A 20,679-nucleotide genomic window follows, 5' to 3' on the forward strand; every position below is an offset into this window, starting at 1 on the left:
AAAATATTTTTTAATAATTTTTTTTCTCTATTCCAAAAGAATATTGAAATATTTTATCATTCCATAATTTTTTTTCATAGAGAAAATTTTTAAGATAAAAAGATACAGATTGATCCTTTCCATATCTAGAAAAAATAATAAGTTGTTCCATAGGACGAGTAGTAGCTACATATAATAAATTTAGATTATCAATCCTTATTTTAGATAGATATTCTTCATAAATATTTATGAAAAAAGGGTCATTTATATATTTAAAATAAGGTTCTATTTCTATATAGATAGAATCCAAACCATGATATAAATCAGGACATACATCTATCCATATTCCTTCCTTTTTTTTTTTTGAAAAAGCATTCCAATCTGTAAAAGGTATAATTACTACAGGAAATTGCAATCCCTTAGATTTGTGAATAGTCATAATACGAATAGCATCTGTATTATCAGAAATAATGATACTTTCTTTTTCTTTTTTGGATTCCCAATATTCTAAAAAATCTACAATAGAATTTCCTACAATTTTTATAGAACGATGAACAAAGTCTAAAAAAGAATAGATAGATTCCGTATTATATTTATTTAATAATCCAAATCCATCAATGACCTGTTCTACTATATTGTAAATAGATTTATTATATAGATTTTTTAAATCTAATGTTTTATTTGTAATAAAAATTTTTTTTAAAAAAAGATCGAATGGTAAAAAAATAGATTCTACAAGAAAGTCATGATCTCTTTGTTTGGTATGAATTAACTTATTTTTCAATAATAATAAAATTAAAGTAGCTCTTTTTTGATAACAATGTGGTTTTAAAAGTATATAAAAAAAATGTATAATGATTTCTATTTCCAAATGATTCTTTACAAGAAGAGATACGGAAGTATTGACAATAAATCCATCTTCTAAAAGTTTTTCAGATAAAAAATTTCCATCTTCGTTATTTCTAACTAATATAGCTATATCCGATAATTTATATTTCTGTTTTAACAATTTCTTTATTTTTTTTTGTATTTTACAGTAAAGTTCATTTCTGTAACTTTTTTGTTCTATAACAAAATTTAATTCTACATATCCTCCAGGTTTTTTAAATTCTTTTTGTTTGGATTCCTTATATATTTTTTTGTAAAGAGTAGAATTAAAAATTTTAGATACCGATTGATAAAGTGAATTATTAAATTTTACAATTTCTTCATAACTACGAAAATTAGTACCTATAGTGATTATTTTTTTGTGATAAGATTTAGATGAAGAAGAAATTAAATGAAGAAAAAGATTATAATCTACACCTCTCCAACGATATATAGATTGTTTAGGATCTCCTACAATCATAGCTGATCCATTTTCTGATAAAGCATTTTCAATTAAAATTCGAATATTATACCATTGTAAAAATGAAGTATCCTGAAATTCATCTATAAAATAATGTTTATATTGTACCCCCATTTTTTCATAAATTAGGGGGATGGGATCTTGAATAATTCTTTCATGAAGTATTTTATTTAATTCTGCGTTTAAAAAAATTTTTTTTTCTTTTTTTAAAAATAAAAATTCTTTTTCAATTTCTTGTATTATAGATAAATAATGAAAATTTTTTAAAAAAAGTTTATCTAAAATATAGGAGGATATATATTTTTTATATATAAATTTTGTTTCTTGATACAAAGAAAGTATTTTTTTTTTGTTCCTTTCTATCAATATTTTTTGATCCATATTTATGGTAGAATTTTTACTACTATACAATACTTCTTTTTGAATAGATTTTTCTATACGTTGATGAAAAGGATTTAATATTATGTTTTTTACACGGAATTTTTGAAAAAATTTTGGAAAATCTGAATAATAGAATGAATGTTTTTGAATAGATGTTTTTTTTAAAAATTCAAAAAATTTTTCTCCTTGTTTTTTACATTTTTTTTCAAATTTTTTCGTTCTTTTTAACAATTTTTTTTTTAGTATTATCCAATCATCAAAAGATTGAAATCTAATTTTTTTCATAGAAAAAAAACTATTTTCCTCTACTATAAGACTAGCTATTTTAAATAGTTCTTTTCTGATATCCCAATTTTTTCCTTTTTTTAATCTTTCCAAAGAAAATTGGATCAAAATATGAGACCATTTTTCTGAACTTTTTAATCTATTATATAAATTATTTATAACTTCCCATAAAAATTTATGGGTATCCATTTCTATATATATATTTTTATTAGAAAAAAAAGATCGAATGATACGATAAGTAAATTTATCGATAGTACTTATAGATAAAGAAGAAAAATCGGATAAAATTTCAGATAATATTTTTTTAGCGCGTTCAGATAGTTGCCTTTTTGTTAATTTTAAATCTTTTTTAATAGAATTGTACAAAGAATGATATTCCTTACTAATTTTTTGATTAGAAAATTCTTTTATACATTGTAATATCCTTTTTTTAATTTCTTCAGTAGCTTTATTGGTAAAAGTTAAAGCTAAAATACGTTTAAATTCGTCACAATGAGGACTTTTAAAAAGAATAACAAGATAATTTTTTACCAAAAAAAAAAGTTTTTCCAGAGCCTGCTGAAGCGTTGTATATTTTTAATGTAGCTGGAATAAACATAATAAATTTTATCAATAATTCTTTTAAATATAAAACGAAATAAGAAAAAAATTAAAATGATAAAAAAAATTTGGGAAAAAAAAAATTTAATTAATATATTATTTATCGTTTATTTTTTTGGATTTTTTTTTGTATCGTGTAATATTATAAAAAAAATCCCGAAAGAAACATATTTACTGAAAAAAAATAAACAAAATCTAAATTTTTTATTTTTAAAAAAAATAATTCCAAAAAATAAATATATAAAAAGTATTTATTGTCATTTTTTTCATTTTAAAAACGTAGAAAAAACTATAAGAATAGAATCCCATTATTTAAAAAAAAATTCTGTAAAAAATGTTAATTCAAAAGGATTTTTTGAGGATAATATAAATTTTTATATTTTTAGAAAAAAGAAAAAAAAAGGAAAAATAACTTATAATATTCATACTAGTGGAAGACCTTATTTTATCAACGAAATTATTTACAATTTTCAAGAAAAAGAGTTAAAGGATATTTATATAAATAATATTAATTCTAGTTTAATTAAAAAAAGAGAACAATACAGTGAAAAAAATATAATATTTGAAATAGAAAGGATGAAAAAAATGTATGAAAATTATGGTTATTATAATTTTAATGTATCCGATATTAAGTTTCATGTAAATTTTATAGAAAATCAAAAAATAAATTTATATATGGAAGTAAAAAATTTCCATAATCATAAAAAATATTTATTCAATAAAATTGTGATAAGAATCAATAATGAAAATAAAAATTTCTTCATTTACAATGGATATAAATTTTTTGTTCCTACCGATAAAAAATTGAATCCAAAAATTATCACGGATGTTTTCACTATTTTTCCTGGATCTTTGTATAATAAAAATGAGGTTTTAAAGACTCAAAAAAATATTTATTCTTTGCATAATTTTTATATTAATCAATTTAAAGTAGAAGAAGAAAAAAAAAACAATTTAAATTCAAAAATAGCCTTTTTAAATGCTGAAATTTTTTTGAAAACTATAAAAAGTAATGAATTTAAATTTTATTTAGTAAATTCTATATCCAAAAAAATGGATATAAAAATCAATCCAAAAATCACTTTACTAAGTAGAAATATACTACAACAAAATGGTGAAAATTTTATGTTTTCTATAAAAGGAAGTTTAAATTTTTCTCCAAAAGAAATTTTTAACCTATCTAAAATTTCCTTTCAAGGAAATTTTATCTATCCAGGATTTTTATCCACTTTTATATCATCTATGATTCCTAAATATTACTTATATAGGACTCATACTTCTATTTTTTTTCAAAAAAAAAATAAAAAAAATATAGATATAAAAAAATACATATTTTCCAATTTTATTAATTATGAATGGAAGGTAACTCCTTATAGAAAACATAAAATAAAAATGATCACTTTAAAAGTAATCAAAAAAATGATTAATTTTAAAAATGTAAAAAAAACAAATAATAATCATTTTGATTCAAAAAATACTATACAAAAGAAAAAAATTAATAAGATAAAGGATAATTTTATCCATTCTATTATTTATAATTATGAGATGAATCAATTTTTGGATCATAGTACAAAAAATCCTATTGCATTACGTGGAAATATAGATATTTCTGTAAATATTTTATATTATTTATTTCAAAAATTTTTTTTTCCTTATAAAAATAAGTTATTGAATAATATTTTTTTGGTTAAATACAATTTAGATTTCAAAAAATATTTTTTTTTATCTAAAAATTATTTCTTAATATCAAGGTTTTTTCTTGAAAAAAATTTTAATTATGAAAAAATTCCAAAAAATTCTTTTTCAGGAATATCTAAATTTTGTAAAAAAGGTCGAGAATCAAATAGTATTCATCTAAATATAGATAAAAATTCATCATTTAATAAAATTTTATTAGTAAATGAATATAGAAATAAAATACTTTCTAATTTTTTTTCAGTTATTTTTTTTTACTTAGAAAATAGAGAACTGTTAAACAAAGAAAATAATAATTCAAAAAAAATAGAAAAGTTGATATGGAACCCTTTTTATAAAGAATTTTTATTAGAAGGAGGAATAGGAGTTCGATATGATCTTAAATTTTTTGTTTTTTTTGTAGATCTTGTATATAAATTTTATGATTCATCTCAACAAAAGGAATGGATCATAAATTATATAAAATTAAAAAAACCATGGATCAATTTTGGAATTAACCCCCAATTTTAGAAAAAAATTCTTTTTTTTACATTTTTTAATCCTTAATTAAATAAAAAAAAACACATGTCTAAAAAATTTCCTTCTGGGGTTATTACCGGGAGTCTTATCCAAGAAATATTTGAATATGCTAGGGAAAAAGTATTTTCCATACCTGCTGTAAATGTTATTGGATCTAATACTATGAATGCTGCAATGGAAACTGCAGCAGAGGTTAATTCCCCTATAATTATTCAAATATCTAATGGTGGAGCTATTTTCAACGCAGGAAAAGGATTAAGTAATCACGAACAAAAAGCAGCTATCCAAGGTTCTATAGCTTGTGCAAAACATATCCATGAACTAGCTAAATTTTATAAATCTACTGTAATTCTTCATACAGATCATTGTTCTAAACAATCTCTATCATGGATAGATGGATTGATGATTGCTAATGAAAAACATTATAAACGTTTTGGTAAAACGTTATTTAGTTCTCACATGTTAGATCTTTCTCAAGAATCTTTAGAAGAAAATATTAGTACTTGTGAAAGATACTTTGAAAGAATGAATAAAATTCAAATGACCATTGAAATAGAACTTGGAGTTACGGGAGGTGAAGAAGATGGTGTAGATAATTCTAATATAGAAAACAATAAACTTTATACTCAACCAAAAGAAGTATCGTATGCTTATGAAAGATTAATCAAAATAAGCAAAGAATTTATTATAGCGGCTTCATTTGGAAATGTACACGGAGTATATAAATCTGGTAATATTATTCTACGTCCGGTAATTTTGAAAGAATCTCAAAAGTACATACAAAAAAAATTTAATACAAAAAAAAAACCAGTTTTTTTTGTTTTCCATGGAGGATCTGGTTCTTCCATAAAAGAAATTCAAGAATCTATTAATTATGGAGTTGTTAAAATGAATGTAGATACAGATTTGCAATATGCTTTTACCTGTGGAATAAGAGATTATATGAATAAAAATAAGGAATATCTGAATAAACAAATCGGAAATCCAGAAGGTAAATATCTTCCAAATAAAAACTATTATGATCCTAGAATATGGCTTAGAAAAGGAGAAAAATCATTCAAAGATTTATTAAAAAAATATTTTGAATTAATGAATAATATTAACACTTTATAAAACTATGGCATGGTTTTTAAGAAAAAAAAAGAATATTATTACCCCTATAGAAGATAGAAAAAATTTACCTAAAGGGCTTTGGTACAGAACTCCAAATGGAAAAATTATAGATACGGATGAACTAAAAAAAAATATATATGTGAGTCCGGAAGATGGATATCATGTAAGAATTCATAGCAAGGAATATTTTGATATTCTTTTTGATAATGGAAAATTTTCAGAAAAAAATGTTAAAATGATTAGTAAAGATCCTATAAAATGGATAGATAGAAAAAAATATACAGATCGAATTGAGGAAGCAAGAAAAAAAACAAATTTATATGATGCTATTAGAACAGGAGTTGGAAAAATAAATGGGATGGATATAGTTATTTCTTGTATGGATTTTTCTTTTATAGGAGGATCTATGGGATCTGTAGTAGGAGAAAAAATATCTAGAGCTATAAAACATTGTATTGAAAAAAGATTTCCATATGTATTGATATCTAAATCTGGAGGGGCAAGAATCATGGAATCTTCTTTTTCTTTAATGCAAATGGCTAAAACAATAGCTAGATTAACTCAATTACGTGATTCAAGAATTCCTTATCTATCCATTCTTACAGATCCAACTACAGGAGGCGTTACAGCATCTTATGCCTTACTTGGAGATATAAATATAGCCGAACCAGGTGCTTTAATTGGATTCGCTGGACCTAGAGTAATTAGAGAAACTATTGGAAAAAATCTTCCAGATGGATTTCAAACTTCAGAATTTCTTCTAGAACATGGATTTATAGATTTAATTTCTTCTAGAATTGATTTAAAAAAAAATATATCCAATCTTGTTTCTATGATGATGTAAAAAAAAATTATTCCCATTCTATAGTTGCTGGAGGTTTGGAAGTAATATCGTATACTAAACGATTAATTCCATTAACTTCATTAATTATTCTACTCGAAACTTTTTCTAAAAAATTATAAGGTAAATGTGAAAAAGTAGCAGTCATAAAATCTTCCGTATTTGTAACACGTAATACAGCGACATATTCATAGGTTCGTTTATCTCCCATTACTCCTACGGATTTTATAGGCAATAATATTATAAAAGCTTGACTTACAAATTTATATAAATTATAATTTTTTAATTCTTGCAAAAGAATAATTTCCGCTTCTTTAAGAATATAAATTTTTTTCTTATTGACTTCTCCAATAATCCGAATGCTTAATCCAGGACCTGGAAATGGATGTTGGTATAAAATTTCTTTTGGAATTCCTAAATATTTTCCTATTTTTCGTACTTCATCTTTAAATAATTCTTTTAATGGTTCCAAAAGTTTCAATTTCATTAAATTAGGTAATCCTCCTACATTATGATGAGATTTAATAAAAACAGTATTTTTTAATAATTTGGATGAAGAATATGTAGAAGATTCAATTACATCTGAATATATAGTTCCCTGCGCTAAAAATTCTACATTTTTAATTTTTTCTGATTCTTCTTGAAAAATAGAAACAAATTCTTTCCCTATAATTTTTCTTTTCATTTCAGGATCAATAATTCCAATTAAACTAGATAAAAATCGTTTTTTAGCATCTATGATTTTAATAAATAAATTCATTTTTTTACCAAAAAAAGATATTTTTTCTTTTTCTTCTTTTAGAAGAAAACCAGTATCAACGAAAATGCAATGTAAGGATGAACCAATCGCTTTCTGAATGATATAAGCTGATACAAAAGAATCTAAACCTCCTGAAAATCCTAATATTACTTTTTTAGTATCTACAAGTTTTCTTATTTTTTCTACATTCTCTTGTACAAAATGGTTTAGTTTCCAATTTGGGGAACACTTACAAATATGAAGTATAAAGTTTTTCATGATCGGAACTCCGAATTCGGTATGATTCACTTCTGGATGAAATTGTACGGCATAAATATCTTTATTTTTATGAATTAAAGCTGCAATAGCACAAGAAGAAGTATGTCCAATTACTTTTAATTCTTTTGGAATATTTTTTATTTCATCAAAATGACTCATCCAAACAATAGATTTTTTAGGAATTCCGTGGAATAAATCATTTTTACAATGATCTATCATAAAAATAGATTTTCCATATTCTTTATACTTTGATCTTTCTATTTTCCCTCCAAAAAGAAAAGAAATAAGTTGCATTCCATAACAAATTCCAAGTATAGGAATATTTAATTTAAATATATTTTTAGATATTAATGGAGGATTTTCGTCATAAACAGAAAAAGGACTTCCAGATAAAACAATCCCTTTTGGTTTTTTGGATAAAATATTATGAATAGAAATATCATAAGGATATAAAACTGCATATACCCCTATATCTCGAATTCTTCGTGCAATCATCTTGCTATATTGGGAACCAAAATCTAATACCAAAATAGAGTCTTTTTTCATTATATTTTTTTTTGTATCATTGGAATTTTTTTTAAAAAAACTATAATCCAATATCTTTCCTAAAATATAAGTTTTCAAAATGAACTTTTTTTACCTTATTATAAGCTTTTTTTCTAGCGGAATCGATTGTCCTCCCTATTCCTATGATATTTAAAACTCGTCCATGTGATGTCATCCATTTTTCTTTTTCTTTTTTAGCCCCAGCAATATAAAAAGGTTCTTTTAAAGAATTTAATCCATTTATAATTTTTCCACTTTCATATTGTTCCGGATAGCCTTTTGAAGATAGTACGATACAACAAGAACATAATTTTTTCCAAGAAATAGATATTTCTTTTTGAAGAAATACCGACTGGATTATCTGAAAAAAATTACTTTCCATTAATGGCAATAAAGTTTGAGTTTCAGGATCTCCCATACGAGTATTATACTCTAATAAGTATACACTATTTGAAGTGATCATTAATCCGAAATAAATAAATCCGAAAAAAGTTAATTTTTCTAAAAAAAGTCCTTTTAAAGTTGGTTCCAATATATTTTTTTTAAAATCTATCCAAACTTCATCGTTCATATAGGGATTAGGTACTATCGTACCCATTCCTCCTGTATTGCCCCCAGTTTCTTTTTCTCCAATTTTTTTGTAATCTTTAGCGGATAAAAAAGGAATAATATCTTTCCCATTAAAAATGGATATAATAGAGGATTCATTACCTTTCAAAAATTCTTCTATGATAACTTTATTTCCAGATTTTCCAAATTTTTTATCTATCATAATAGAAGTCAAAGCCTTCTTTGCTTCGTTTTTATTTTTCACTAATATTACTCCTTTCCCTCCTGCTATACCACTTGTTTTTATAGCTACAGAATAATTTTTTTTTTCTAAAAAATCTAAAGCTTTTTGATAAGAAGAAAAAACTTCGTATTTAGGAGTCCGTACTCCATATTTTTTCATAAATGATTTAGAAAAAACACGATCACCTTCTAATCTAGCAGCAAGGTAATGTGGACCCATAATTTTTAGTCCAAAATTTTTAAATACGTCTACAATTCCATCCAATAGAAAAGTTTCTGAACCAACAATAGTTATATCTATTTCATTTTTTTTAGCATATAAACATAAATCTAATGTTGTATAAGTATTTTTAATATTTTTTCCTATTTCATCGGTTCCTCCATTACCAGGATAAAAATAAAGATCTATATTAGGAAAATCTTTTAAAATTTTTTTTCCCATAGCATGTTCACGTCCTCCATTTCCGAGAATTAAAACTTTCATAATATTTTTTTTAATGTTTAAAATGTCTTTTTCCCGTAAAAGCCATAGCTATTCCATGTTCATCACAAGCTTTTATAGATTCTTTATCACGGATAGATCCTCCTGGTTGAATAATTGCTCTTATTTTACCGGATATCGCAGCTTCATCTATTATATCCCGAAAAGGGAAAAAAGCATCCGAAACAAGGACTAAATCCTCTTTGCTTTTTTCTAAAGCTCTTTCTATAGCTTGACGAGCTGCCCAAATTCTATTTGTTTGACCGCCCGAAATTCCTAAAGTTTGTGTACCTTGAGCTACAACAATAGCATTTGATTTTACATATTTTACTACTTTTTGAGCAAAAAATAAAGATCTTATTTCTTGATCAGAAAACTTTTTTTTGGTTACTATTTGATAATCATAAGATAAAGGAGGATCTACTTGTTGGACCAATATTCCTCCATCTATTTTTACATATTCCAATTTATCAGAAATAGGATTTTTTATCCTAATGATTCTTATATTTTTTTTTTGTTTTAAAATACTCAATCCATTTTTTTCATAACTAGGAGATAAAATAACTTCTAAAAATAGACTATTCATTTTATTCGCTAATTCTTTTGTTATTGGAACATTTAATGCCATAATTCCTCCAAAAGAAGAAATAGAATCCGCATAATAAGTTTTTTGAAATGCATCTATAACATTTTTTCCTAAGGCAACACTACATGGTGTTGCATGTTTCACAGTACAACAAGCTGGTTCAGAAAATTGCGATACTACTTTCCAAGCTATATCCATATCTCTTAAATTATTAAAAGAAAGATTTTTACCATGTAATTGATGAAAATTACACATTGCTCCATTATGAATAGTACTAATATAATAAGCGGCTTCCTGATGAGGATTTTCCCCATAACGAAGATTCATTTTTTTTTCATAAGAAAAATGTAAATAAGTAGGAAAATTTTCTTCCATTAAAAGATATTGAGAAATTGCAGAATCATAAGCAGAAGTAAGATTAAATACTTTTCCTGCTAATTTTTTTCTCAACTTTAATGAAGTATTCCCATAGTTTTCAATTTCATTTTTTACTAATATATAATCTTTTTTATCTGTAATAGGGGTTACATGAAAAAAATTTTTAGCTGCTGCTCGCAACATAGATGGTCCTCCTATATCAATAAATTCAATTATAGAATTAATTGATTTTTTATGGAATTTATCAAAAAATGGGTAAAAATTTACCAATACAATATCAATAGGATTAATTCCGTGAAAATGAATACTTTTCATATGTTTATCAATAGAACGATTAGCAAGAATACCCCCATAAATAGATGGATGAATAGTTTTTATTCTTCCATCTAAAATTTCAGGAAAAGAAATGATATTTTCTATTTTTAGAACATTAGATATTCCATTTTTTTTTAAGTATTGATAAGTACCACAAGTAGAAATTATTTGATATTCTTTTTTATCTAAAAAACAGACAAAATCAAATAATTCTTCATTTTTTTCATAAACACTAATCAAAGCTCTTTTCATATATATAATATAATTAAAGAATTCGAAATTTTTATGGGATATAAAAAAAAATAATATAATAGGTCAAATATTGTTTAAATATTGAATGAGTATCTCTTTTTCTATGATAGATATTTTTTTAGATAACGATATTGGAGTTTCTTTTGAAGAAAGATTACATGATTTTTTTAAAATTATATTTCCTGAATCAATATTTTTAGTTACATAATGAACTGTAGCACCTGATATTTTTTCTTTATTATTAATCACTTTTTGATGTACTCTCATTCCATACATACCTTTTCCTCCATATTTAGGTAAAAGAGATGGATGAATATTTATGATTTTTCCATACCATTTATCACAAAATTCCGAATCAAGTATGGAAAGAAACCCACAAAGTACTATAATATCTGGGATTTTTTTTATAAAAATATTATCTATCTCTTTAGATAGAAGTATTTTTTTAGTATTTTTTAAAGAAAAAGTTGTAATATTTTCTTTCGATGCATATTGAATAGCTTTACAAGATCTATCAGAAATAACTGTATCTATCTTAACTTTAGAAAGTTTTCCATTGGAAATAGATTCTAGAATATGCTGCATATTTGTCCCTTTTCCAGAGACCAAAATAGATAGTTTTTTCATGAAAATATTTTTATTTCAAAAATACTTTTTTATCTCCTTTAACTATATTTCCAAATACAAAAGGATTTTCTCCTAAAAAACGTAATCTATCAAAAATGGGACCTTGATCTTTAATAGAAACTATTATAATCATTCCAACTCCCATATTAAAAGTATTCCACATTTTTTGATCGGATAAAAAACCTTTTTCCTGAATATGATTAAAAATAGGTAGAATAGGAATTTTTTTTTTCTCTACTATAGCTAATAAATTTTCTGGAAGAACACGAAATAAATTATCGTATATACCCCCTCCAGTAACATGAACTAATCCGTGTATTAAAAACTCTTTTAATAAAATATGAATAGTAGAATAATAAATTCTAGTTGGAATTAAAAGAGTCTCATAAAATGGTTTTTTTTGGAATTTTTTCATCAATAAATCTTCTGTATAAAAAATATTTCGAATTAAAGAAAAACCATTGCTATGTACACCTGAAGATGGTATTCCAATTAAAATATCTCCTTCTTTAATTGTTTTTTTTCCATCTATAACCTTTTTTTTCTCTACAATACCTACACAAAATCCTGCTATATCATAATCTTTTTTTTTGTAAATACTTGGAATTTCAGCTATTTCTCCTCCAATAAGACAGGTATTCGTCTTTTTACAAGAGGTAGCTATACCTTGTATAATTTTTTCTGCAATGTTAGAATCAATTTTTCCACAAGCTAAATAATCTAGAAAAAATAATGGCTTTGCTCCATGACATAATATATCATTGGCACACATAGCAAAACAATCTTCTCCAATTACATCATATTTTTGGTAATTAATAGCTAAAAGAAGTTTAGTACCAACACCATCAACCCCAGATACCAAAACAGGTTCTTTATACTCAGAGTAAGGCATTTTATAAAGTGCTGCAAAATTATCTAATGAGCCAATTACCTTATTGTTATAAGTTTTCTCTAAAATTGGACTAATTTTATATATAGTACGATTACTTTCTTTCATTATTACTATAATATACAATCATTTTTTTTTATGAATGGGATAATTTCCAGTAAAACAACCGAAACAATAATTATTACTTCCAAGAATATCGATTAAATTAGCCATACTTAAAAATTCTAAACTATCTACATCTAAAAATTTAGCTATACTTTCCTTATCTATTTTGAATGAAATTAGATCTTTTTGAGTAGGAGTATCTATACCTAAATAACATGGAGCTATAATAGGTGGAGATGCACTTCTAAAATGAATTTCTTTTGCTCCTGATTTTCTTAAAATATAAACTAATCGACGACTCGTAGTACCACGAACAATAGAATCATCAATAATGACAATCCGTTTTCCTCTAATTTCATTTAAAATAGAATTTAGTTTTAAATTAACCATTTTTTCACGCATTTCTTGTTTTGGTAAAATAAAAGATCTTCCAATATATTTATTTTTTACTAAAATTGGTTTGAAAGGAATTCCGGATGCTTTAGAATATCCAATAGCTGCTGGTACCCCAGAATCTGGTACTCCAATCACGACATCTGCTACTACTGGATGTTGTTCATAAAGAACTTCTCCACTTTTTTCACGAACTGCATAAACGTTTATATTTTCAATGAAAGAATCAGGACGGGAAAAATAAATATATTCAAAGGAACATATTCTTCGTTTTGTATCCCTTTTTTTTCTAAGAAGAGAAAATTGAATTGATTTTTGATCGACAATAGCTATTTCTCCTGGAAATAAATCTCTTACATAATATCCCCCCACAGAATCTATTCCACAAGTTTCAGAACTAAATATATAAGTTTTTTCATTAAGCATACCATAACATAAAGGTCTAATTCCATTTGGATCTCTAAAAGCAGCAATTTTATTATCCATAAGAACTATTACAGAATAAGCTCCTTGAATATCAAAAGTGGTTTTTTGAATAGCTATTTTTAGGTTATTTTCAGATTCTGATAAATATTTTTGTATTAAACGTAAAATGACTTCAGAATCCGAATCAGAGGATATAAATGTAATTCCTTTCGATTCTAAATTTTTCCGAATTTTTTTAGCATTTATTAAATTTCCATTATGGACAATAGAAATGATACTTTTACCATGGATATCTTCTCCAAAAAATGGTTGAATATTTTTTTGACTTTGTCCTCCTTCTGTAGAATATCTTGTATGTCCAATAACAGCATTTCCATGATAACATTCAGAATTCGAAATTTTTCTAAAGGAATCTAAAACAAGACCTTCACTTTTATGAGATAAAATAAATCCATCTCGTAAAACCGAAAAACCACATGCTTCTTGACCTCGATGTTGTAAGGCAAATAAACCAAACTGAATGAGAGAAAATGTATCTATTTTATGAGTAGAATAAATTCCAAAAACTCCGCATTCTTCATGAAATTTATCATAATAATTTTTTTTTTCTAGAATAGGAAATAATTGAGACATCCTCTTTTTTTTTTATGGAAAAAGAAAATATTTGTCCCTTAAATGGATTAACCTGCATTGAGCCTTTTTAATATTTCCATATAAGTATCTATTACCTCTTCCTTATCATTCAATTCATTTCTAAATCTGTCTTTATCAAGTTTTTTCATTGTTTTTTTATCCCAAAGACGACATGTATCAGGACTAATTTCATCAGAAAGTAAAATTTGATTTTTTTTATTTTTTCCAAATTCTATTTTAAAATCTACCAATAGAATATTTTTATCTAAAAAATATTTTTTCAGAATATTGTTAATATTTGAGACAATTTGATTAATTTTATTTAATTCTTCATAAGAAATTAGATTTAAGAATACAGCATGATGGTGGTTTAACCATGGGTCTTTTAATCCATCATTCTTGTAAAATATTTCAATAATTGGATTATCTATAGTAATCCCTTCATTTATATTTAAACGTCTAGACATACTTCCAGCAACAATATTTCGAACTACAAATTCTAATGGTATCATATCCACTTTATAACACAATTGTTCTCTATTATTTATCTTACGAATAAAATGATTTCTTACTCCATAATCTTTAAGGAATTTAAATATTAATGTTGTTATTTCATTATTTAAAATTCCTTTATCTTGTAATAATTCCTTTTTTAATCCATTTAAAGAAGTTATACTATCTTTATAATGAATAATAATTTCATCTGGATTATCTGTAGAATAGATTTTTTTTGTTTTTCCTTCTAATAAATACTTTTTTTTAATCATACTGCTCATAATAATCAATATTTATCTATTTCAGTCACTAATTTTTCTTTTTTTTTCATTCGAAATTTTAATAATAATTTTTTTATTTCGTTATATTTTATAGCTAATATATGAACGGATAATAGAGCCGCATTGTATGCATTATTGATCCCTACTGTAGCCACAGGAACATCTTTAGGCATTTGAACAATAGAAAGTAGAGCGTCCATTCCACCTAATAATCCATTATTAGCATAAATAGGAACTCCTATAACGGGTATAATAGTTCTTGAAGCTATAATTCCAGGTAAATGAGCAGATAACCCAGCTCCTGCAATAATAAGTTCCACACCTTCTAAAGATTCTATTTTTTTTATTGTTTTTGATAATATATCTGGTAAACGATGTGCCGATATAACATAAGTTTTGTTCTTTATATTAAATATATTTAGTATATTTTCCGATATTTTCATCGTTGGTTTATCTGATAGACTTCCACAAAATATAGCTACTTTCATATAATTTTTTTTTTTATAAAAAATATTGCACAGCATTTCTAAAAATAGAATGCTCTTTAATATCAGGTATATTTTTTAATAATCCATTATTATAACGCTCCGGATGAGTCATTCTTCCATAAATTTTTCCATTATTACTTAATAATCCTTCTACTGCTCCAATAGATCCATTGGGATTAAAAGGAAAATCCATAGTAGGATTTCCTTTTAAATCTACATATAAAGCGGCAATTTGATTTTTTCTTAATAAAATATTAATCATTTTTTCACTAGCATAAAACCTACCTTCACTATGAGATACTGGAATAGTATATACTTTATTTTTCATTCCTTTTAACCATGGAGATTGATCAGAAATAACTTTTATATGAACACATTGAGATATATGTTTTCCTATTTCATTATAGGTAAGTGTTGGAGATTTATGATTACGCAAATTGATTTTACCGTAAGGTAATAAACTAGATTTAATCAATGCCTGAAATCCATTACAGATACCTAAAATTAATCCATCATGATCAATAAAATATTCAATAGAATCTTTGATATAGGGATTATGTAACATAGACGTTATAAATTTTGCAGAACCATCGGGTTCATCTCCCGCACTAAATCCTCCACAAAGCATAAATATTTGTACAGATTTGATATATTTTACCATTTTAGATATGGATTGAATAAGATCTTTATCGCTTAAATTTCTCAATACAAAAGTTTTTACTATTGCTCCTTCTTTTTCAAAAGCATGAATTGATTCAAATTCACAATTTGTTCCAGGAAATATTGGAATAAATACACGTGGTCTTATTTTTTTAATTGATTTCCATTTTAATGGAATTTTTTTATGGAATTTTCTACTTTTTTGTAGTATATTTTTTTTAGGATATTTTATATCTCTATTATTTATAGAATATATAGGAGTTAAAGTTTTTATCCAATTTTTGATGGATTCATCTATATCAATAGAAATACCATTAAAATTTAAATTTTGAGATGAAACAACTTCTCCAATTAAAATGAAATCTTCTGAAAGTGAAGATGAGGATTCTATAATTAATGAACCTATATTTGTTTCAAGCAAATGATTATTATATTGAATTACAACACCTAAACGATTCCCAAAAGACATTTTTGCAATAGCAATGGAAATCCCCCCATCTTTTATAGTTTTCACAGAAACTATTTTACCGGAACAAATCCCTTTATAAACTTTATCATATACCTTTTTCAGAGAATCGAAATCTGGCATTTCATTTTTTAGTGGTTTATGATGATATAAGTATATTCTATTTCCTATTTTTTTTAATTCAGGTGATATAATATTCCCACAGGAACCTATGCTAACTCCAAAAGCTATTAATGTTGGTGGAACGTGAATATTTTTATATGATCCTGACATGCTATCTTTTCCTCCAATAGAAGCTAATTCAAAAGCCATTTGTGCATGATAAGCACCTAATAAAGAAGCAAATGGTTTCCCCCAATTTTTTGGACTTTTTCCTAATTTTTGATAATATTCTTGAAAACTAAAATAAGTACTTTTATAATTTCCTCCCATAGAAACAATTTTAGAAACACACTCTACTATAGCATATGCCCCTCCATGAAGAGGACTCCAATTAGATATATTTGGATGAAATCCCCAAGATGCTAAACTTACTGTGGTTGTTTCTCCATTTAAAACAGGAATTTTTTGTACACTTCCTTCCGATGGAGTCATTTGATATTTTCCTCCAAAAGGCATCAATATAGTCCCCCCACCTATAGTACTATCAAACATTTCTACTAAACTTTTTTGAGATGCAATATTTAATTTAGAAATATTTTTTAAGAAATTTTTTTTATTGAAAGTAATTTTTTGGGATTTTTTAAAAGGAGAAATAGAAGTTGGAGAACTTACCTGAACAACTTTTTTTTTATTAGATCCTCCTGTATTTAAAAAAGAACTTTTTAAGTTGAATATTTCTTTTTTTTGATGATAAAAAATTATACGTTCATTATCCGTAATCTTAGCTATAGGAATGGATAGAATATTTTCTTCATGAGATAAATTAATAAATTTTTTTACATCATCGGGATTTAAAACCACAGCCATACGTTCTTGAGATTCTGAAAGTGCTATTTCTATAGAATCTAAAGATGTATTTTTTATTGGTATTTTATCTAAATAAAGGATCGAACTATTACTCAATTCCCCTATTGCTACTGAAGCTCCTCCTGCACCAAAATCATTGCATTTTTTGATCAAAGATATGGCTTCTTTTTTTCGAAAAAATCTTTGTATTTGTCGTTCTATTATTGGATTTCCTTTTTGGACTGGAATATTGTAAGATGTATTTTTTAAATTATATTCATATTCCTTAGAAGACTCTGTTGCTCCTCCTATTCCATCTCTTCCTGTTAATCCACCAATTAACAGAATTATATCTCCTTTTTTTGGATTTTTTTGTTTTACGTAATCTACTGGAACGGCTCCAATAACCATTCCGACTTCCATCCTTTTAGCTTTATAACCTTTATGATATATTTCATGTATATGAGTAGTAGAAACTCCAACTTGATTTCCATAAGAACTATAACCATTAGCCGCTTCACGGCAGATTTTTCTTTGCTCTATTTTACCATTCAATGTTTTTGTTTTAGTTGGATCATCCGCTCCACTTAATCGAATAGATTGATAAACAAAAGCTCTACCAGATAATGGATCACGAATTGCTCCACCTATACAAGTAGAAGCTCCTCCAAACGGATCAATTTCTGTAGGATGATTGTGGGTTTCATTTTTAAATAAAAGATACCATTTTTCCTTTTTTTTTCCTATAATATCTACGTCAATTCTCATTATACAAGAATTACGTTCATTAGAAAATACATAGTTTTTCAATTTTCCTTTTTTAAAAAGAATTTGAGAAGGAAGATTAGATAAATCCATCAAATTTATAGGATCTTTTGATCTTCCTATTGAATCACGATCTTTTAAATATTTATTAAAAATATTATAATAGGTATCTTTCAATATTCCATCAAAAGTGATATCTACCAATGTCGTCAAAAAAGTACTATGACGACAATGATCAGACCAATAAGCATCTAAAATACGTAATTCTTCTTCTTTAGGATCACGATTTTCTTCAAAAAAGTATTTTTGAATAAAGAGTAAATCCTTTATTTCTATAGAAAAATTCCATTTTTTATGAATTTTTTTTATTTCTTCATGAGTAAAATTAATAAATCCTTCTAGGATTTTCATTTTTTTTTTCTCTACACATTTTATATTAGAAAAATATGGAGGAAGCATTTCTTTAAGATTTTTTTCCTTACAAATATTTGGATTTATGCAATATTTTTTAATTTTAATAATATCATTTTTTGGATTATTCAATCCTATTAATTCAATTAATTTCCCTGTTTTTATAAAAACTGTAGATATAGGATCTATCACTTTTATACATTGCATAGCCGCTTCTGCACGTTGATCATATTTTCCTGGTAAATATTCTATAGAAAAATATGGATTTTTTAAATGTAATTTTTTATGATAAATATCTGTTACAGGATCCACAAAAATTTTATATAAGCTATCTATAAAAACTTCTTGTTTTATTTGAAATATATCGTATATATGATAAATAATCACTTTAGATAACGATATATCCATATCATTTAATTCTTGATATAACTTTCTAGAATAAAGGTCGAAAAAATTTTTTTTTTGTATATAAATCCTTAAATTCATTAGATTAGAATATAAAAATAGAATTTTTCTAAATTTTAAGATTACTATTTGAATTTATCAAACGATGAAATCGATCCAAAATAGGATTTACTTTTTTATCAATAAATTCTAAAGATTGATCTGAAGAAAAACCTATAAAATTTTTAGGATCAAGCATTTGATTTAATTCTTTTTCATTAATCGGTATTTTTTCATCGTTTAAAATACGTTTTATAAAATCATTTTCTGTACCTTCTAATTTCATTTTAGAATGAGTTTTCATGGAATGAATTCGGATTCTTTCATGGATTTCTTGTCTATCTGCTCCATTTTTTACGCTTTTGACAATAATAGATTCAGTAATTAAAAATGGAAGTTCTTGATAGATATTTTTTTCTATCATTTTAGGATAAACTACAATATTTTCTAATATATTATTCCAAATCATTAAAATAGCATCTGTAGCTAAAAAAGATTGTGCAAGGACCAATCTTCTATTGGCGGAATCATCTAAAGTCCGTTCTAACCATTGAGTGGCAGCTACCATAGCTGAACTATTGGATAGAGAAATCACATATTTAGCTAAAGAAGCCATCCGTTCACTAAGTATTGGATTTCGTTTATATGCCATCGCACTGGATCCCATTTGTTCTTTATTAAATGGTTCTTCCATTTCTTTTAAATTTTGTAATAAACGCAAATCATTACTAAACTTATGAGAAGATTGAGAAATATTGGATAATAAATTTAAGATTTGTGCATCAACTTTTCTATCATAAGTTTGACCCGTAACAGGAAAAATTTTTTGAAATCCAAATTTTTTGGATAATTTTTTTTCTAGATATTTTACTTTTTTTAAATTTCCATTAAATAATTCTTTGAAACTAGCAGCTGTTCCTACAGTTCCTTTTACTCCTCTGAAACATAGATTTTGTAATCTGAATTCCAATTCTTCTATATCCATTAGGATACTTTGTATCCACAAAGAAGAACGTTTACCAACAGTAGTTAACTGAGCTGGTTGATAATGTGTAAATGCCAAAGTGGGAGTATTATGATATTCTAAGGTAAAATTTCTAAGACGAAAAAGAACATTAATTAATTTATTAAGGATAATTTCTAATCCATCACGTAGGAGAATAAGATCCGTGTTGTCTCCTAAAAAAGCACTTGTAGCACCTAAATGAATAATTGGTTTAGCTATAGTTGCTTTTTCTCCAAGTGCGTATAAATGAGCTATTACATCATGATGAAATTTTTTTTCATAGAAAAAAACTCTATTCCAATCAATATCATTTAAATGTTTTTTTAAATCATTAATTTGTTCTTCCTTAATATTTAAACCTAATTTTTTTTGATATTCTGCTAAATATAGCCAAAGTTTTCTCCAGGTAGTAAATTTTTTTTCGGGAGAAAAATTATACAACATTTCTTTACTACTGTATCGTTCTACTAAAGGATTTTTATATTCTTTCACAAAAGAATCATTTTTATATAA

The 20,679-nt window shown here is 25.2% G+C and carries 14 protein-coding genes; 3 read left to right on the forward strand and 11 right to left on the reverse strand.

The window, feature by feature from the left end; all coding sequences use genetic code 11:
* Positions 1 to 10: 10 nt before the first annotated feature.
* Positions 11 to 2,527, reverse strand: a complete 2,517-nt coding sequence (locus tag DM780_RS02250; RefSeq protein WP_235611975.1) for a UvrD-helicase domain-containing protein — start codon at positions 2,525 to 2,527, stop codon at positions 11 to 13.
* Between the two features lie 120 nt (positions 2,528 to 2,647).
* Between DM780_RS02250 and DM780_RS02255 the strand changes: the two genes are divergently transcribed.
* Genes DM780_RS02255 through accD form a run of 3 tightly spaced genes read left to right on the forward strand, consistent with a single transcriptional unit; the run spans position 2,648 to position 6,764 of the window.
* Complete coding sequence (locus DM780_RS02255) at positions 2,648 to 4,798, forward strand: hypothetical protein (protein ID WP_235611977.1); 2,151 nt, start codon at positions 2,648 to 2,650, stop codon at positions 4,796 to 4,798.
* Between the two features lie 54 nt (positions 4,799 to 4,852).
* Positions 4,853 to 5,920 carry a class II fructose-bisphosphate aldolase gene (gene fbaA, locus DM780_RS02260; protein ID WP_110548820.1) on the forward strand — a complete coding sequence of 356 codons (1,068 nt, stop codon included), beginning with the start codon at positions 4,853 to 4,855 and terminating at the stop codon, positions 5,918 to 5,920.
* A gap of 4 nt (positions 5,921 to 5,924) precedes the next feature.
* Positions 5,925 to 6,764 (forward strand): acetyl-CoA carboxylase, carboxyltransferase subunit beta, encoded by an 840-nt coding sequence (accD, locus tag DM780_RS02265; protein WP_110548821.1) that lies wholly within the window; start codon positions 5,925 to 5,927, stop codon positions 6,762 to 6,764.
* A 7-nt stretch (positions 6,765 to 6,771) separates the two neighbouring features.
* Here accD and guaA read toward each other — a convergent pair whose 3' ends face one another.
* The 10 genes from guaA to purB all read right to left on the reverse strand — a co-directional run bounded on the left by guaA (position 6,772) and on the right by purB (position 20,658).
* On the reverse strand, positions 6,772 to 8,325 hold the full coding sequence (gene guaA, locus DM780_RS02270; protein WP_110548976.1) for a glutamine-hydrolyzing GMP synthase: 1,554 nt from the start codon (positions 8,323 to 8,325) through the stop codon (positions 6,772 to 6,774).
* Between the two features lie 40 nt (positions 8,326 to 8,365).
* The gene (gene purD, locus DM780_RS02275) at positions 8,366 to 9,601 is read right to left on the reverse strand and encodes a phosphoribosylamine--glycine ligase (RefSeq protein WP_110548822.1); all 1,236 of its coding nucleotides are present in this window, start codon (positions 9,599 to 9,601) and stop codon (positions 8,366 to 8,368) included.
* Between the two features lie 10 nt (positions 9,602 to 9,611).
* Positions 9,612 to 11,129, reverse strand: coding sequence for a bifunctional phosphoribosylaminoimidazolecarboxamide formyltransferase/IMP cyclohydrolase (gene purH, locus DM780_RS02280; RefSeq protein ID WP_110548823.1), 1,518 nt, complete (start codon positions 11,127 to 11,129; stop codon positions 9,612 to 9,614).
* Positions 11,130 to 11,192: 63 nt separating this feature from the next.
* The gene (locus DM780_RS02285) at positions 11,193 to 11,756 is read right to left on the reverse strand and encodes a formyltransferase family protein (protein ID WP_110548824.1); all 564 of its coding nucleotides are present in this window, start codon (positions 11,754 to 11,756) and stop codon (positions 11,193 to 11,195) included.
* A 10-nt stretch (positions 11,757 to 11,766) separates the two neighbouring features.
* Positions 11,767 to 12,753: a phosphoribosylformylglycinamidine cyclo-ligase gene (gene purM / locus DM780_RS02290; protein WP_110548977.1), complete on the reverse strand. Its 987-nt coding sequence runs from the start codon at positions 12,751 to 12,753 to the stop codon at positions 11,767 to 11,769.
* An 18-nt stretch (positions 12,754 to 12,771) separates the two neighbouring features.
* Entirely contained in the window at positions 12,772 to 14,202 is a 1,431-nt protein-coding gene (gene purF / locus DM780_RS02295; protein WP_110548825.1) for an amidophosphoribosyltransferase, read from the reverse strand.
* Between the two features lie 47 nt (positions 14,203 to 14,249).
* On the reverse strand, positions 14,250 to 14,978 hold the full coding sequence (purC, locus tag DM780_RS02300; protein WP_197712981.1) for a phosphoribosylaminoimidazolesuccinocarboxamide synthase: 729 nt from the start codon (positions 14,976 to 14,978) through the stop codon (positions 14,250 to 14,252).
* 5 nt (positions 14,979 to 14,983) lie between these two features.
* Positions 14,984 to 15,466, reverse strand: coding sequence for a 5-(carboxyamino)imidazole ribonucleotide mutase (purE, locus tag DM780_RS02305; RefSeq protein WP_110548978.1), 483 nt, complete (start codon positions 15,464 to 15,466; stop codon positions 14,984 to 14,986).
* A 13-nt stretch (positions 15,467 to 15,479) separates the two neighbouring features.
* Complete coding sequence (locus DM780_RS02310; protein ID WP_110548827.1) at positions 15,480 to 19,202, reverse strand: phosphoribosylformylglycinamidine synthase; 3,723 nt, start codon at positions 19,200 to 19,202, stop codon at positions 15,480 to 15,482.
* A gap of 28 nt (positions 19,203 to 19,230) precedes the next feature.
* Positions 19,231 to 20,658, reverse strand: a complete 1,428-nt coding sequence (purB, locus tag DM780_RS02315; RefSeq protein WP_110548828.1) for an adenylosuccinate lyase — start codon at positions 20,656 to 20,658, stop codon at positions 19,231 to 19,233.
* Positions 20,659 to 20,679 lie beyond the last annotated feature (21 nt).

Origin of the sequence: Blattabacterium punctulatus (assembly GCF_003226695.1) — a bacterium.
GTDB lineage: Bacteria > Bacteroidota > Bacteroidia > Flavobacteriales > Blattabacteriaceae > Blattabacterium > Blattabacterium punctulatus.

Coding starts and splice junctions, on each gene's coding strand:
- DM780_RS02255 (WP_235611977.1), top strand. CDS start 2,648: ATGATAAAAAAAATTTGGGAAAAAAAAAATTTAATTAATATATTATTT.
- fbaA (WP_110548820.1), top strand. CDS start 4,853: ATGTCTAAAAAATTTCCTTCTGGGGTTATTACCGGGAGTCTTATCCAA.
- accD (WP_110548821.1), top strand. CDS start 5,925: ATGGCATGGTTTTTAAGAAAAAAAAAGAATATTATTACCCCTATAGAA.
- guaA (WP_110548976.1), bottom strand. CDS start 8,325: ATGAAAAAAGACTCTATTTTGGTATTAGATTTTGGTTCCCAATATAGC.
- purD (WP_110548822.1), bottom strand. CDS start 9,601: ATGAAAGTTTTAATTCTCGGAAATGGAGGACGTGAACATGCTATGGGA.
- purH (WP_110548823.1), bottom strand. CDS start 11,129: ATGAAAAGAGCTTTGATTAGTGTTTATGAAAAAAATGAAGAATTATTT.
- DM780_RS02285 (WP_110548824.1), bottom strand. CDS start 11,756: ATGAAAAAACTATCTATTTTGGTCTCTGGAAAAGGGACAAATATGCAG.
- purM (WP_110548977.1), bottom strand. CDS start 12,753: ATGAAAGAAAGTAATCGTACTATATATAAAATTAGTCCAATTTTAGAG.
- purF (WP_110548825.1), bottom strand. CDS start 14,202: ATGTCTCAATTATTTCCTATTCTAGAAAAAAAAAATTATTATGATAAA.
- purC (WP_197712981.1), bottom strand. CDS start 14,978: ATGAGCAGTATGATTAAAAAAAAGTATTTATTAGAAGGAAAAACAAAA.
- purE (WP_110548978.1), bottom strand. CDS start 15,466: ATGAAAGTAGCTATATTTTGTGGAAGTCTATCAGATAAACCAACGATG.
- DM780_RS02310 (WP_110548827.1), bottom strand. CDS start 19,202: ATGAATTTAAGGATTTATATACAAAAAAAAAATTTTTTCGACCTTTAT.